Below are 15,587 nucleotides of genomic sequence, written 5' to 3'. Positions count from 1 at the left end.
ATCATATGCAACAGCCCGCGCCTGCGCGGGGACGGCACGGTGTGATGCGAGATCAGCTATCTCAGTTAGGAACTGCGATGCTTCATCGCAACCGCTTGTCCTGATAACGACATCGTTTCGGGCTGCGACCATGAGTAGCCTCACTTGAGTCTGGCATCCCACGCTCCCATGCGGCAAAAAGCGGCATGGAGCACAATACCCCTCTGATTTCGACCGTCGTCGTCGGCCTCGTGCTGGCTTTCATTCTCGGTGTGGTTGCACAGCGCATCCGCGTCTCGCCGCTGGTGGGCTATCTCCTGGCCGGCGTGCTGATGGGGCCATTTACGCCGGGTTATGTCGCGGATCAGAAACTCGCCAACGAACTCGCTGAAATCGGCATCATCCTGCTGATGTTCGGTGTCGGCCTGCATTTTTCGTTGAAGGATCTGCTCTCGGTCAAGAACATCGCCATCCCCGGCGCCGTCGTGCAGATCGGGGTGGCGACGCTGCTTGGCATCGGGCTTGGCGAGCTGCTGGGCTGGGGCCTGGGTGGCGGTCTTGTGTTCGGCCTCGCGCTGTCGGTCGCATCGACTGTCGTTCTGCTTCGCGCGCTGCAGGAGCGCCGCCTGCTGGATAGCGAGCGCGGACGGATCGCCATCGGCTGGCTGATCGTCGAAGACCTTGCCATGGTTCTGACGCTGGTGCTGCTGCCAGCCATTGCACCTTTGTTGAAGGGGGAAGGCGGCGGCGATCTGTCAGCGCTGGCGATGCCGTTGCTGGTCACGCTCGGCAAGGTCGCGGGCTTCGTCATCTTCATGCTGGTGGTCGGCCGTCGCGTCATTCCGGCATTGCTGCATTACGTCGCGCATACTGGCTCGCGCGAGCTGTTTCGTCTGGCCGTGTTCGCGATCTCGCTCGGCGTCGCCTTCGGCGCGGCGCTTGTCTTCGATGTCTCGTTCGCGCTCGGTGCCTTCTTCGCCGGCATGATTCTCAGCGAGTCCGAGCTCAGCCAGCGCGCTGCCAATGAGACCCTGCCGCTGCGCGACGCGTTTGCCGTGCTGTTCTTCGTCTCAGTCGGCATGCTGGTCGATCCCAGCATCATCCTGCGTGATCCGTTGCCGCTCTTGGCCACGGTCTTCATCATCCTGATCGGTAAGTCCGTCGCAGCTTTCGGCATCGTGCGCCTGTTCGGGTATCCGCAATCGACGGCGCTGACGATTTCAGCGTCGCTCGCGCAGATCGGCGAGTTCTCGTTCATTCTTGTCAGCCTCGGCGCGAGCCTCGCGCTGCTGCCGGATCGCGGCCGCGATCTGGTGCTGGCCGGTGCGATCATCTCGATCATGATCAATCCAGTATTTTTCGCGCTTCTCGATCGCATCGTCGCCAAGGAGGACGCCGAGCCACAGCCCGTCGGTCCGCCCGATCCGGCCAAGCCTGTGGTGCGTGATCCCCATCCGATCTCCGAACTCACCAATCACGTCGTGCTGGTCGGTCATGGCCGCGTCGGCAGCGTGGTGAGCACGGCGCTGCGTGCGGCCAAGCTGCCCTTCCTCGTCATCGAGGATACGCCCGGCGTGGTCGAGCGGCTGCGCGAAAGCCATGTGGATGTGATCACCGGCAATGCCGCAGCGCCCGACATGCTGCAGGCGGCGAACATCACCCATGCGCGGGGATTGCTCGTCGCCATCCCCGACGCGTTCGAAGGTGGCCAGATCGTCGCCAAGGCGCGGGCGCTGGCGCCGACGCTGCCGATCATCGCCCGCGCGCATTCCGATGAGGAAGTCGCGCATCTCAAGTATCACGGCGCCAATGTCGTGATCATGGGCGAACAGGAAATCGCCAAGGCGATGCTGCTGAAGATCGGCGCGACGATGGCGGTGTAATCGGATCCTCTATTGTCGTCACCCGGCTTGACCGGGTGACCCAGTAGACACCGCAGCTTCTGAGTTTACTGGATCGCCCGGTCAGGCCGGGCGACGACAGGTGAGATTACACCGACCGCGTCATTCCGCCATCGACGCGGATGTTCTGGCCGGTGATGTAGCCCGCGCCTTCTGACGCGAGGAAAGCCACCGTGGCTGCAATCTCTTCGCTTTTGCCATAGCGCTGCATCGGTACGCTCTCGCGACGCTCTTCGGTGGCGGGCAGGCTGTCGATCCAGCCCGGCAACACATTGTTCATCCGCACATTCGACGCGGCAAAAGCATCCGCGAACAGTTTTGTGTAGGACGCCAGGCCTGCGCGAAACACTGCCGAGGTCGGAAACATTGCCGACGGCTCGAAGGCCCATGCGGTGGAGATATTGATGATACTGCCGGCCTTCTGCGCCTGCATGATCGGCGCGACCAGTCGCGTTGGCCGGATCACATTCATCAGATAGACGTCCATGCCGGTGTGCCACTGCTCGTCGGTGAGCTCGGTTACCGGCGCACGCGGGCCATGTCCGGCGCTGTTCACCAGCACGTCGATGCGCCCCCATTTGGCGGCAGCGCCATCGACGAGGCGCTTGAGATCATCATTCGACTGGTTCGAGCCAGTGATGCCAAGCCCGCCCAGTTCCTGCGCCAGTGCTTCGCCTTTGCCGGACGACGACAGGATCGCGACGTGAAATCCGTCGGCGGCGAGGCGACGCGCAGATGCGGCGCCCATGCCACTTCCGCCTGCGGTGATGATGGCGACTTTGCCTGCTGACATGGTGATGCTCCTCTTGATGAAGCGAGCCTAGCTCGCAATCGTCCTGCGCAGGAAGGCGTAACCGAGCGCCTGGCTCTGTGCCTGCTTGCTGTTGTCCACCGCGCCTGAATGGCCACCGGCCACGGTCTCGTTGAACCAGGCCGGGCAACCCAACTCCTGCAGCTTGGCCACCATCTTGCGGGCATGGCCGGGATGCACGCGGTCGTCGGTGCGGTTGGTGGTGATCAGGATCGGCGGATAATTCTGGCTCGCCGTCGCCAGATGATAGGGCGAAAATTTCTGCAGATACGCCCATTCATCCGGAATTTCCGGATCGCCATATTCGGCGATCCAGCTCTGGCCCGCGAGCAGCTTTGTGTAGCGCGCCATGTCGAGCAGCGGCACGCTGCACCAGATCGCGCCGAACAGGCGCGGATAGCGCGTCAGCATATTGCCGACCAGCAGGCCGCCATTGCTGCCGCCATGGCAGGCGAGCTTGGCCGCCGTGGTCACGCCGGACGCAGCGAGATCGCGCGCCACGGCCGCGAAGTCATCGTGCGCCACATGCTTGGTGCTCTTGCGCGAGGCCAGATGCCAGCTCGGCCCGAATTCGCCACCGCCGCGGATGTTCGCGATGGCATAGACATGGCCGTGTTCGAGCCAGAGCTTGCCGGCGATCGTCATGTAGGACGGCGTCAGCGAGACTTCGAAGCCGCCATAGCCATAGAGGATCGTCGGTCGCGGCGCGCCCTTGGCGGACAGGTTCTTGCCGATCAGGAAATACGGAATCTTGGTGCCATCCTCGGCCACCGCATGGCGCTGCTGCACCTCGATGCCCTCCGGATCGAAATTGCGCGGCGCGCTTTTCAACGGCTCTGGCGCACCATGGCCATCCCAGAGTGCCGTCGTCGTTGGCCGGTCGAAGCCAGTAACGGTGAGCAACAGTTCTGTGCCGAGATCGGGATCGTCCTCTCCACCAAAGCTCTGCGCGGAGATTGAGGCATTGTCGGGCAGGCCGGGCAGGGGCGTGTCGGTCCAGCCGGCTTCGCTCTTTTGCATGAGCACGAGACGGCCACGGACATTGTCGAGCAGTTCGAGCACGATGCCGTGGCGTGTTTCGGTCCAGGATTGTAGCGCCCGCGTCGGCGTTGGCGCGAACACGATCTCGAAATCGCGTGCGCCGGACAGGAAGCGGTCGAGATCGATCGCCGCGACAGCACCCGCGGGAATCTTGAGATCGCCGAGCGTCCAGTCCTGCTTCGGGCTGATCAGCAGATCTTCCGCCTCTGCTCCGACATCGATTTCCTCGGGCAGTTCCAGCCGCAGCCGCTTGCCCGCATGCGGGCCATTGCGGCGCTCGACAAAGATATGCGAGCGGGTGAAATCGAGCGCCCGCCAGAACATCATCCCTTCGTGGCCCGGCCGGCGATTGACGCCGAACCAGACCGCAACGTCCTGCTTCTCGACCTCGAACACCACCGCGGCGGCATCCAGCGGCGTGCCGCGCGTCCAGCGCCGGACGGTCCGCGTGTAGCCGGCCTCGGTCGTGTGGTCGGGCCCGGAGGCGCTACCGACCAGCAGCGTGTCCTGATCGACCCAGGCGACTTGCGTCTTCGCTTTCGGAATCACGAAGCCATCAGCAACAAAGCTTTTCGCGGCGATATCGAACTCGCGCACCTCGATGGCATCGGTGCCATTGAAGGACAGGCTCACCAGCGCCCTTGTCTTGTCCGGCGAGCGCGCGGCTCCGGCGAAGGCCCAGGAGACACCCTCGGTCTTGTTCAGTGCGTCGATGTCGAGCAGCACGTCCCAGTCGGGCTTGTCGGTGCGGTAGCTTGCAAGCGTCGTACGACGCCACAGCCCGCGCGGATGTTTCGCGTCCTTCCAGAAATTGTAGAGGTGGTCGCCGGACTTGCCGACAAAGGGGATGCGGTCGTCGGCATCGAGAATTGTCATGACCGCATGGAAATCGCGCTTGTAGCCGTCATCGATCAGGAAGCCGTCGGTGCGCTTGTTCTGCGCCTCGACCCAGCCGACCGCCTTCTCGCCCTCGATCTCCTCGAGCCACAGATAGGGATCGTCGTGGCCTTCGGCGGGATTTGATGCGGTCATGCTTACCTCGGAGGGAGTGCGGTGCTCATGCGTGATTACGGGCCAAGCATGGGCAGAGCAAGGCGGCCCGTTCCGGTTGTGGTGACGGCGCTTCACTCATCTTGGTGATGCAGAATGTCGCGGCCTAGACGAAAGTCGAAGGACATTCACGCCGATTCGAAGAGCATCATGATCACCCCAAGTCTCGTCCAATGTCCCACCTGCCATGAGCGTCGAGATTTTGTCCGCGCCGAGCCTGCCGTGCCGAAGAAGGATGGCACCGAGATCCGCACCTTTGCCTGCCGTCCCTGTGCCAGCGAGATGCGCTACATGATCACCCGCCACGGTTTTACGCTTCTCGCCTCCTGAAACGAAAAAGTCCGGGGCGCCTGAGCACCCCGGACCTTTGTCCGTCCCTCACTGAAGGCCTGAAATCAGGCCGCCAGTTCCTTGGTCAGGTTTTCGGCGACCTTGTCCAGGAAGCCCGTGGTCGAGAGCCAACGCTGGTCGGCGCCGACCAGGAGCGCGAGATCCTTGGTCATGAAGCCGGCTTCGACGGTATCGACGCAGACCTTCTCGAGCGTTCTGGCGAACTTGGCCAGCTCGGCATTGTTGTCGAGCTTGGCGCGGTGGGCGAGGCCCTGGGTCCAGGCGAAGATCGACGCGATGGAGTTGGTCGAGGTTTCCTTGCCCTTCTGGTGCTCGCGATAGTGACGGGTCACCGTGCCGTGGGCGGCTTCGGCTTCCACCACCTGGCCATCCGGCGTCAGCAGCACCGAGGTCATCAGGCCGAGCGAGCCGTAGCCCTGGGCCACGGTGTCGGACTGCACGTCGCCGTCATAGTTCTTACAGGCCCAGACATAGCCACCCGACCACTTCATGGCAGCAGCCACCATGTCGTCGATCAGGCGGTGCTCATAGGTGAGGCCGGCTGCGTCGAACTTGGTCTTGAACTCGGCGTCGTAGATCTCCTGGAAGATGTCCTTGAAGCGACCGTCATAGACCTTGAGGATCGTGTTCTTGGTGGAGAGATAGACCGGCACCTTGCGCGACAGGCCATAGTTCAGCGAGGCGCGGGCGAAGTCGCGGATCGAGTCGTCGAGATTGTACATGCTGAGCGCCACGCCGGCGCCCGGAGCCTGGAACACTTCGCGCTCGATGGTGGTGCCGTCCTCACCGACGAACTTCATCGTCAGCGTGCCCTTGCCCGGGAACTTGAGGTCGGTGGCGCGGTACTGGTCGCCGAAGGCATGGCGGCCGATGATGATCGGCTTGGTCCAGCCGGGGACCAGGCGCGGCACGTTCGAGCAGATGATCGGCTCGCGGAAGATCACGCCGCCGAGGATGTTGCGGATGGTGCCGTTCGGCGACTTCCACATCTGCTTGAGGTTGAATTCCTTCACGCGCGCTTCATCGGGGGTGATGGTGGCGCACTTCACGCCGACGCCGTATTTCTTGATGGCGTGGGCCGCATCCACGGTGACCTGGTCGTCGGTCTTGTCGCGGTATTCCATCCCGAGGTCGTAATAGTGCAGGTCGATATCAAGGAAGGGGTTGATCAGCTTGTCCTTGATGTACTGCCAGATGATTCTCGTCATCTCATCGCCGTCGAGTTCGACGACCGGGTTGGCGACCTTGATCTTTGCCATGTGGTTCGGGCCTTTAGCGCGTTGCGGGAGGGATGATGACCGCGGCTATAGCACCGTGCATGGCGGGGCGGAAGCGCAGCCGCTATGCAGTTTCGGCCCAAAATTCATGCCGGAATGCAATGTGATAGAACCGCTCGAAATCACGGCCGAAAACGCCCGTCTTGCGCTCCCGGCCAACCTCCCATAAGCCCGCTGCGGCGATCGGCGCGGGCCCGCAGGTCACATCCGGTTAAGGATTCACGGTTCCCGTCAAGTTCCTCATATCATTCGGGAAAACGCCACCCTGCGAGATATCGCGCGAACACAGGTTAAACTCTTGAATCGGGTCTCCCCCAGGTTGATTCAAGATCTTGAGACCAAGACCTTCAGACATTGAATCGGAAAGTGAAGACATGAGCGGCTCCGGCACCGATCGCAGCAAGCCCCACAGCGATCTCATCGGCCCCGTGGTCATTCTGGTCGAGCCGCAGCTCGGCGAGAATATCGGCACCGCCGCGCGCGCCATGGGCAATTTCGGCCTGACCCGCCTGCGCCTGGTGAAGCCCCGCGACGGCTGGCCCAATGTCCATGCCCAGCGCGCCGCCTCCGGCGCCGACCATGTGCTCGACGCCGTCGAACTGTTCGACACGGTGGAAGCGGCGGTCGCCGACTGCACCCTTCTTTATGCCACCACCGCCCGCGCCCATGACCAGGCCAAGCCCGTGGTCGCTCCCGAGGCCGCAGCCAGCGAGACCATCGCCCATATCAAGACCGGCGCCACCGCCGGCATCCTGTTCGGTCGCGAGCGCTACGGCTTGCAGAACGAGGAGGTGGCCCTCGCCAACCGGATCATGACCTTCCCGGTCAACCCGGCCTTCTCGTCGCTGAACCTCGCCCAGGCGGTGCTCCTTTGCGGCTATGAATGGTTCAAGCAGGCGACCGGGAACGCGCTGCCTTACGCCATGCCCGAGCGCTCCGAGCGCGCGTCGCAGCACCAGATGACGTCCTTCTTCGACAATCTCGTCGCCGAGCTCGACAAGGTCGAATTCCTCCGCCCGCCGGAAAAGCGCGACACCATGCTGGTCAATCTGCGCAACATCTTTACCCGGATGGAGCCGTCCAAGCAGGACATGCACACGCTGCACGGCGTGGTGATGGCCATTGCCGAGGGCCGCAAGGGCCCGGCCAAAGGCGGCGTGCTCGATGGCGAACAGGCGACCCGGCTGCGCGCGCTGCTGGCCGAACACGGCAAGGGCCAGCAGCCGCATGAAAGCGGCACCGTCCGCGGCCTCGCCCGCATGCTCCGCCGCAACCCGACCGATGCCGAGCGGCTGCTCTGGGACGCGCTCCGCGCCGACCGCCGCTTTGCCGGCCAGTTCAAGCGCCAGACCCCGGTCGGCCGCCACATCCCGGATTTCGTCAGTTTCCCCGAGCGCATCGCCATCGAGCTGGTCAATCCCGGCGAGACCGAGGTGATCGTCTCCGACCGCGCCAGCCGCCAGACCTGGCTGGAAGAGCGCGGCTACCGCGTGCTGGCGATCCGCGCCGAGGACGTGACGCGGGACATCGGCCCGGAGCTGGACCGGCTGGAGGCGCTGTTGGACAGCGGGATGCCGGGGTGACAGTGAAGCTGTCATTCCGGGGCGCGCCGAAGGCGCGAACCCGGAACCTCGATCAGCGACGCTCCTCTTTCCGCGCGTGAGGTAAGCGGAGCTTCATCACACTGAGATTCCGGGTTCGCGCCTCTGGCGCGCCCCGGAATGACAGTGTGGTCATGCGCGCCTCCCGCGCTACACTGCCCCCACCAGCCGCGACCAACGCGGCGGCCGAACAAACACCGGGAGCCCCGCCATGCCGATCTCCACCGCCGAGAAGCGCGCGAACTTCCGCAAGCTGCACGAGAGCGGCTGTTTCGTCCTCCCCAATCCCTGGGATGTCGGCTCCGCCCGTTATCTCGCGCATCTTGGCTTCAAGGCGCTGGCCTCGACCTCCGCCGGCTATGCCTGGTCCACCGGCCGCCCCGACAACAAGGTCACGGCCGACGACGTCATCGAGCACCTCGCGCTGCTCTCCGCCGCCACCGATCTGCCCGTGAATGCCGATTTCGAGAACGGCTTTGCCGATGACCCCGCCGGCGTCGCCGCCCATGTCGCCCGTGCCGTGGCGAGCGGCATCTCCGGCCTGTCCATCGAGAATTCCACCGGCCGCGCCGACCAGCCGCTCTATGACGACGTGCTCGCGGTGGAGCGCATCAAGGCCGCCCGCGCGGCCATCGATCGCGTCGATCCCGCCGTCATGCTGGTGGCGCGCTGCGAAGGCTTTCTGCATGGCGAGCGCGACCTGACAAAGACCACCGCGCGGCTGGTCGCCTTTGCGGAGGCCGGCGCCGATTGCCTCTATGCGCCGGGTGTCGCCTCCGACGCGGAGATCACCACGCTGGTGAAGGCGCTGGGCGGCAAGCCGCTCAATGTGCTCACGGTGCAGCCGACCATGACCGTGCAGCATCTGGCCTCCCTCGGCGTCCGCCGCATCAGCGTCGGCGGCGCACTGGCCCGCATGGCCTGGGCCGGTTTCATGCAGGCGTCGCAGGAGATCGCCGGGCAGGGGACGTTTACGAGCTTTGCGAATGGGGCGAAGGGCGGGGAGTTGAATAAGTTGTTTGGGGGGTAGTAATCCCCCGCGCCGACCTCTCATTTTCCAATAGATCGCCGGGAACGAGCTACTTAAAGTACCGCTGGCTTTGGACACGAGATCGGTCGCAATCTGCGACCTCAAACATCGGGGTTCCGGCATGAGCGGCGACCAGGCCATCGTTTCGCTGCAGGGGCGTCCGACGATCTATCGCGTGCGGGGCATCGAGGTCATTCTGGATTCCGATTTGGCGGGCGCGCTCGGTATCAGCACCAAGCGTCTGAACGAGCGCATCAGACGGAATGCCGATCTGGTCGATGAGCGGCACTGCTTCCATCTGACCGACGCGGAGTTCGCTGCTTTGAGGTCGCAAATTGCGACCCCAAAGCCCAGCCGTGGCGGCCGACAATATGCGCAGCGCGTCGTAACCGCGCGCGGCGCGCCTGCGTTCATCAACGCCTCGACCTCATCATTTTACTGCATGATGTCACGTAATCGACTGACGCGCCCAGTTTTCTTCAACTCCGCCATGTAGCGAACTATCTCGCGCTTCCGGTCCTCGCCATCCAATCCCTTCAATTGGGCGCTGATCTCCGCTGCAATCGCTAGAAACGCTGGCTGCTCCGCTTCATCCAGCCCCAGACGGAGGAAAAGCAATCTCATCTTCTCCAGCATGATCTCAAGAAAGATCATCGAATTTTGCTTGTCGGCACGAGCACGGAACGACTTCAGTCTGCCGAGATATTCCGAAAGTTTCAGATCGGCGAACAGTCCTGTTTGGAGAAAGGAATCGGATAGTGACGTCGCCAGATCTTCGTTCTTGAGCTGCAACGCCAACTTGGGAGAGCCAAGGTCGCGACGAAGCAACTCAGATATAACGACGGGTATCTTCAAAAAAATCGCCCGGACAGTGCGCGCATCAACTCTGCTCGGCAGATCGAGATGCACTTTCGTTCCTGCTATTTCTAGCTCTCGGACCTCAATGATGTCTCTAAAGCCAACGCATGCATAAAGAATAACCTTCGACCAGCCTTCAAGTATCTTACTAAGGTGTTCTTCTTTCTTCTCTTTTGGAATGTTCTCAAGGTTTTTCAGTGCGACAGTGTATGCTCTCAGCGTCATTACCCACCGAGGGAATGTACCCTGCGCTACTTGCCTCACATGGCGTGGGCGCACGTCAGTTGGTGTCTTATCTTCGCCACCTAAAGCTTGATCCCGGGCCTCAGGAGAGTCGTCACCAGTAAGCTGACGCTCAATGCTGGCTGTAAACTCTTCCATATCGGTCTTCTTCGCTGCGGGGATCGACAACTTCTCCAGGCGATCAGCCCATCCGAACGGCTTAATCACCTCATCCCACTGCGCTGATAGGGCCGCGAACTGCTGACTTATAAATTCAAGCGAAAGTAGGTCGCGGCGCGACAACCCAAAATATATGTCGAGTTCTGCGGTAAAGTGGATGTAGCGGAAGTCGACGAGCAACCACTGTAGGAATTCCGCGGACTGCTGCATCCGATGCGCAACGAAGAAAGCAAGGAAGATATTATATCGAAAGAAGAGATAGTTACCTTCGTCAGCGAGAACTTTGTTCTCTACAAAATGCTGAATTAGCTTTGAATAGTCGTGTTCAACGCCAATCCGATTGAAGTGCTCTTTCGTCCACTCATACACTACCTCATAGGGAACAAGGAATGAGTCTAGACGGCACATCTTCTCCGCAATGAAACCAAGATAATCGATTTGATTTCGATAATCGAAGGAGCTTCGGAAGATGTATTGTGGCTTATATTTCTGCAGGGCAGCTTCGACAAAATTCTCGATCACAGTTGATGAGTTGATCGGATTGTAGCCTTCGATTTGCTCGATAACAGACAGGTAAATCGACACGTAGCCGGCCGTCTGTGGTATTCCTAGCGCCTCAAATCTCGACTGGATTTCATCGACAACGACGTCAGCTGGTAACGCTGCGGGCAGCTTCCACTTCTCGACGAGTCCCCTCACTTTAGTTCGAGACAATGCCCCCACACGAAGTAGATCGTACTTATCGATTGCAATTGCCGGCCTTAAGCGCTCGGTATTCAGCAGATCCAATTTTGCTGCCACGATCAGCCTAGCGCGCGGGTAGTATTGTCGGATGCCAGCTATATACGCAAGGTGCTGGTTATTCGATGGATCAACATCATCTACCAGAATTACCAGGCGGCCATTTTCGTGCAGCGGCCCTAACTTGAATTGTCGTTGATCACTTTCAGGCAATGCAGCGCGCAGGCTCGCTGAGATAGATGCTTCGTAACTTCCTCTAAAGCGCCTCGCGTCCAAGAAAAGGGGAACAACTGCTTTCGGTAAATTGAGGCAGTCGGAATGAAAAGTCATGGCGAGATAGCTTAAGATCGATGTTGCTCCATACTCCGACGGGCAGCACAAGACGGTATGGTCACGCGATTTTAGAATGTCTTCAATTGTGAATTTATGGCTTGAGTTCGTTAAGTCATCTTCATTGGGTTGCTGCTTAGTAATCGGCGGCTCAACGAATGTAGAGAGGAGCGACTTGCCAATAATTGTCCCGTCCAACGCTTTTGCTGCTGCATCAGCTGTTTCCAGGAGCCACAGGCACACGTCGTCATTGGACGGAGCTGGCGTCAGATTTTCCCAGTAAGACTTGCTTGCTAATGAATTGAAGATCTGCCCCATTGGAGCGACGTTAGTGCCAACGTCAAATTCTTGCCTGTCTGTATAGTATGTCCGGTATCTTGCAACTAGGTGGTTATCATCGGAACTGGCAACACAGGCGTATCCGTTATATTGACCGCTTCGTTCATAAAGGGCGCCGCCCTGTATCATAAAGCATGATGCACTGGACGTGGTGATGAAAGTTGGAAATGCCTGATGGACGTGCCCAAACAAATGAGCAGTCGATTGCTTTGAGAGTAGCGGACTTAGGATGCGAGAGCTCGCTTCATTGAGGTCGCTGATTGTGTGATGCATCAGCGAGAGCTTCTGATAGTCGCCAGGCAGATTCTGAAGTGCCTCTAGGACTTGGCTTCCTGAGACTGCGAGCTTTCCTCGGTCGTGCTGCGATCCTTCAGCACCACAGCCGAAGCCCGTGTTTATCGCAACAAATCCTACTTTTTTTGCGGGGTAAGAATAGGTGTGAACAAATGGATTGTCCCACGGGTTTCCGCAACGCTTGGCTAGTTCAAAGAATTCGGTGCTGAGTGCCCAAGCATACGCCTTCATTGGAGCAGTGGACAAATGGCGATCTAATCCGCTCTGATCCCCGCCCATAGCTTGAACTAGTTTTTGTCGTTCGTCTTGCCATTGTTCAAGTGATGAGCGGCTTACGTCGTGGTTTCCCGGACAAAAAACAACCTCTTCCGGTGCCAATCGAAGGGCTTGCAAAGCCGGTAGTAGGAAGGATGTTTCGAACGTTTGATAAACGTCTTTCTCGTCGGGATTGTTTACTAGATCTCCAGAAAACACGAGAAAATCTGGCACGTATCCGGATTCATACAGTCCACCAAAGTCCTTCAACATCGCTTCGATAAGAGCCTGTTGAAATGGGTTCGAACAAGTGAAGTGAAGGTCAGTAATATGAATCAATCGCATGGTTGCTCCATCAGTTGTTAGCAACTATAGGAGTGCGCCGCTATCGAGGGTAGTTTCTTTTGAGTCGGACAACTGGTTATAAGCCGAATTTGCGATTGAGCACGGGAGCGGGCTTGGGCGACGGCGACTGGCGCTCATCGCCTCCTTCTCGGTCCCCGCGATACTCTCGGCCTTAACGCCGGATGATCCTCCGGCGGCGTGTGCGCATCCTCCAGCAGCGCCATCGCCTCCTCGGGGATGTGCTCGAGATCGACGCCACCGCGACGCATCTCTTGCAGCGCGATACGGATTGCGGTGTCGCGGTCGATCCATTCCCGCACGGTGCGGATCGGCCCGAAGGGGCTGCGGCGCGGGCGGCGGCGGCCCATGGCTTCCACGCGCGCCATCTGCAGCACCTGCATCGCCTCGATCAGCCGCTCGAGATCGACCGCGGGACTGTTCCACAGCTCGGTGACACAGCGCTCGGCGAGAAGGTGCAGTTTGGCGCCGAGCATGCGCAGCTTGAGTTTGCGCGAGGCGCGTGCCGTCGGCACCGTGTCGGTGGGGCGCGCAGCAAACGGGTGACGCTGCCAGCCGAAATCGCGCTTCCAGCGCATGATACTGCCGACGCCGACACCGGTGCGTGCGGCGATCTGCCGGTAGGTCAGCGTGGTATCCTCCATCAGGCGCCGAACCTCCGCGACCTTGCCGTCGGTGTGCGGGCGCTTCGATCCCTTCGGGCGACCGCGCAGAAACGGCGGCGGGCCGTTGGCCGGATCACGCGCCGCCGCATCCTCGGCGCTGTCGATCACGCGGATGGGGGAGTCAAAAAGGGGGACGAAGGGATAGGGCATGCAGGGGACTATATACCTATTCGCGGTGTGTGCAACCCATAATTGTCGTCAGGTATCGCTGCGAGGAGCGTAGCGACGAGGCAATCCAGTCTTCCTTCGAGCGGCTCTGGATTGCTTCGGCGCCAAGTGGCGCCTCGCAATGACGGCTATTGGCGTCCGCGCGGCGCCTCGATCCCCAGCGCCTTCATCCGCGACGCCAGCGTCGTCGGCTTCATGTCGAGCAGTTCGGCCGCGCCATGGCGGCCGAACACTTTTCCGGATGTGGCGGCGAGCGCCGCAAGAATGTTGCTGCGCTCGTGATCGCGCAGCTCGCCGGCTGTCATCACCGCCGGCCGCGCCTCTGTCTTGGCGCGCGCGCCGCTGGCGGCTTGCGGGCTGGCGCTGTCGGGCAGGTCGATGCGCAGCCTTCCGTTCTGCGCGAGGATCACCGCGCGCTCGATCACGTTCTGCAATTCGCGCACATTGCCCGGCCAGTCGTAGCGCGACAGTTTTCGCGCATCGCCTTCGGAGAGACGCAGGTCCGACTGCAGGCGCTCGCTGAGCAAGAAGTGTTGCGCCAGCAGCGGAATGTCCTCGCGGCGATCGCGCAGCGGCACGGATTCCACGGGAAACACGTTGAGCCGGAAATACAGATCCTCGCGGAATTTTCCGCGCGACACCTCCGTCTTGAGATTGCGATTGGTGGCGGCGATGACGCGGACATCGACCTCGCGGGTGCGCTCCTCGCCGACGCGCTCGAAATGGCCCTCCTGCAGCACGCGCAGCAGCTTGCCCTGCAGCTCCAGCGGGATCTCGCCGACCTCGTCGAGAAACAGCGTGCCGCCGTCGGCCAGCTCGAAGCGGCCGATGCGGTCGCGCACCGCGCCGGTGAAGGCGCCGCGGACATGGCCGAAGAATTCGCTCTCGAAAAGTTCGCGCGGGATGGCGGCGCAATTGACGCGGATCAGCGGGCGGTCGCGGCGGCTGGAGGCTTCGTGGATGGCGCGCGCGATCAGCTCCTTGCCGGTGCCGCTCTCGCCGGTGATCAGCACGGCGGCGGTGGTGGGCGCCACCAGCTTGACCTGCCGCAGGGTCTTCTGGATCGCCGCGGATTGCCCAATAATGCCGCGCGGATTGGTCTCGATGCGGATTTCCTCCTGCAGATAGGCGTTTTCGAGTTCGAGGCGCGCGCGGAGGCGATCGACTTCGGTGAGCGCCGCATGCAGCTTCTCGTCCGCCTCGCGGCGCTGGCTGACATCGCGAAACACGATCACGGCGCCGACCACCATGTGGCGGTCGCGGATCGGCGTCGATGTGTATTCGACCCAGACCGGGGTGCCGTCCTTGCGCCAGAACACCTCATTGTCGATCTTGTGCACCGCGCCGTCGCGGAAGGCGGCATAGATCGGGCAGTCGTGATCGTGATAGTGGCTGCCATCGGCGTGGCTGTGATGCATGATGGCGTGGATCTCGCGGCCGACCAGTTCCTCCGCCGTCCATCCCAGCATGCGTTCGGCGGCGGGATTGACGAAGGTTGCCTTGCCCTCGGCATTGACGCCGTAAATCCCTTCGCCAGCGGCGCGCAGGATCAGCTGGTTCTCGCGCTCGATATCCTGGAACACGCGCTCGACCCGCTGCCAGGCGGCGATGCCGCCATGCATGTAGTCTTCGGCATCGGCATCCACATGGCGGCGGCGGCGCTCTTCGAGATCGCTCATGGTGAGCGTGACCAGTGTGCGCCCGCCGACTTCGAGCAGCGCGCCGGCATATTCGAGCTGCAGCGGCTGGCCGGTCGCGTGGCGCGGGGTGAGCGTGCGGGTAAAATAGCTGCCCTTGGCGAGTACGGCCTGGGTGAACACGATGAGGGCGGGCAGCTGCCCGGCATGCAGCGCGCTGATCTTGATCTCGCGCAGCGTCATGCGGTCATAGCCGAGCAGGGTGCAGGCGGCGAGATTGCCGTCGATGATCTGGTCGCTGTGCGGATCGAGCAGCAAGGTCGGCTCGATGGCGTGATCGAAGGCGATCAGGCGCAGATCGGGCTCGCGGACCGGCGCATCCATGGCGGACTCCGAGATTTCGTAATCGGGCTACGAATTTTCGTGTAGCACGAAATCTCGTGGTTTCCAACGATCCCCGAAAACGCCTGCGGCACTTGGACTTTTCGCGCCGG

General features: G+C 61.3%; 11 protein-coding genes. 5 read left to right on the top strand and 6 right to left on the bottom strand.

What is annotated here, in order from left to right; genetic code table 11:
• The first annotated feature begins 185 nt into the window (after positions 1–185).
• Positions 186–1,862: a YbaL family putative K(+) efflux transporter gene (gene ybaL / locus AC1RQ5_RS22155; RefSeq protein ID WP_398483898.1), complete on the top strand. Its 1,677-nt coding sequence runs from the start codon at positions 186–188 to the stop codon at positions 1,860–1,862.
• A 106-nt stretch (positions 1,863–1,968) separates the two neighbouring features.
• On the opposite strand, the gene AC1RQ5_RS22150 is transcribed toward ybaL, so the two are convergent.
• Positions 1,969–2,673 (bottom strand): SDR family oxidoreductase, encoded by a 705-nt coding sequence (locus tag AC1RQ5_RS22150; RefSeq protein WP_398483895.1) that lies wholly within the window; start codon positions 2,671–2,673, stop codon positions 1,969–1,971.
• 27 nt (positions 2,674–2,700) lie between these two features.
• The gene (locus AC1RQ5_RS22145; RefSeq protein ID WP_493201805.1) at positions 2,701–4,764 is read right to left on the bottom strand and encodes a prolyl oligopeptidase family serine peptidase; all 2,064 of its coding nucleotides are present in this window, start codon (positions 4,762–4,764) and stop codon (positions 2,701–2,703) included.
• A gap of 168 nt (positions 4,765–4,932) precedes the next feature.
• Here AC1RQ5_RS22145 and AC1RQ5_RS22140 point away from each other — a divergent pair, with 168 nt between their 5' ends.
• Positions 4,933–5,112: a hypothetical protein gene (locus tag AC1RQ5_RS22140; RefSeq protein ID WP_398483891.1), complete on the top strand. Its 180-nt coding sequence runs from the start codon at positions 4,933–4,935 to the stop codon at positions 5,110–5,112.
• A 65-nt stretch (positions 5,113–5,177) separates the two neighbouring features.
• On the opposite strand, the gene AC1RQ5_RS22135 is transcribed toward AC1RQ5_RS22140, so the two are convergent.
• The gene (locus AC1RQ5_RS22135; protein WP_493201803.1) at positions 5,178–6,392 is read right to left on the bottom strand and encodes an NADP-dependent isocitrate dehydrogenase; all 1,215 of its coding nucleotides are present in this window, start codon (positions 6,390–6,392) and stop codon (positions 5,178–5,180) included.
• Positions 6,393–6,784: 392 nt separating this feature from the next.
• Here AC1RQ5_RS22135 and AC1RQ5_RS22130 point away from each other — a divergent pair, with 392 nt between their 5' ends.
• The 3 genes from AC1RQ5_RS22130 to AC1RQ5_RS22120 all read left to right on the top strand — a co-directional run bounded on the left by AC1RQ5_RS22130 (position 6,785) and on the right by AC1RQ5_RS22120 (position 9,537).
• Positions 6,785–7,993, top strand: coding sequence for a TrmJ/YjtD family RNA methyltransferase (locus tag AC1RQ5_RS22130; protein WP_493201801.1), 1,209 nt, complete (start codon positions 6,785–6,787; stop codon positions 7,991–7,993).
• Positions 7,994–8,222: 229 nt separating this feature from the next.
• A complete protein-coding gene (locus tag AC1RQ5_RS22125) occupies positions 8,223–9,041 on the top strand; it encodes an isocitrate lyase/PEP mutase family protein (protein WP_493201800.1) in 819 nt (272 codons plus the stop codon).
• A 121-nt stretch (positions 9,042–9,162) separates the two neighbouring features.
• On the top strand, positions 9,163–9,537 hold the full coding sequence (locus AC1RQ5_RS22120; RefSeq protein ID WP_493201798.1) for an ORF6N domain-containing protein: 375 nt from the start codon (positions 9,163–9,165) through the stop codon (positions 9,535–9,537).
• Here AC1RQ5_RS22120 and AC1RQ5_RS22115 read toward each other — a convergent pair.
• From AC1RQ5_RS22115 to AC1RQ5_RS22105, 3 genes are all read right to left on the bottom strand, one after another.
• Entirely contained in the window at positions 9,477–12,605 is a 3,129-nt protein-coding gene (locus AC1RQ5_RS22115; protein WP_493201797.1) for a metallophosphoesterase, read from the bottom strand. The two genes, AC1RQ5_RS22120 and AC1RQ5_RS22115, sit on opposite strands and share 61 nt — an antisense overlap.
• A 134-nt stretch (positions 12,606–12,739) precedes the next feature.
• A complete protein-coding gene (locus AC1RQ5_RS22110; RefSeq protein WP_493201795.1) occupies positions 12,740–13,438 on the bottom strand; it encodes a hypothetical protein in 699 nt (232 codons plus the stop codon).
• Positions 13,439–13,584: 146 nt separating this feature from the next.
• Positions 13,585–15,477, bottom strand: coding sequence for a sigma 54-interacting transcriptional regulator (locus AC1RQ5_RS22105; RefSeq protein ID WP_493201794.1), 1,893 nt, complete (start codon positions 15,475–15,477; stop codon positions 13,585–13,587).
• Positions 15,478–15,587: the final 110 nt, after the last annotated feature.

The organism is Tardiphaga sp. GW821-FHT12E02, assembly GCF_058807155.1.
Note: the sequence above shows the minus strand (reverse complement) of the source record. Positions and strands in the feature narration are given on the sequence as shown.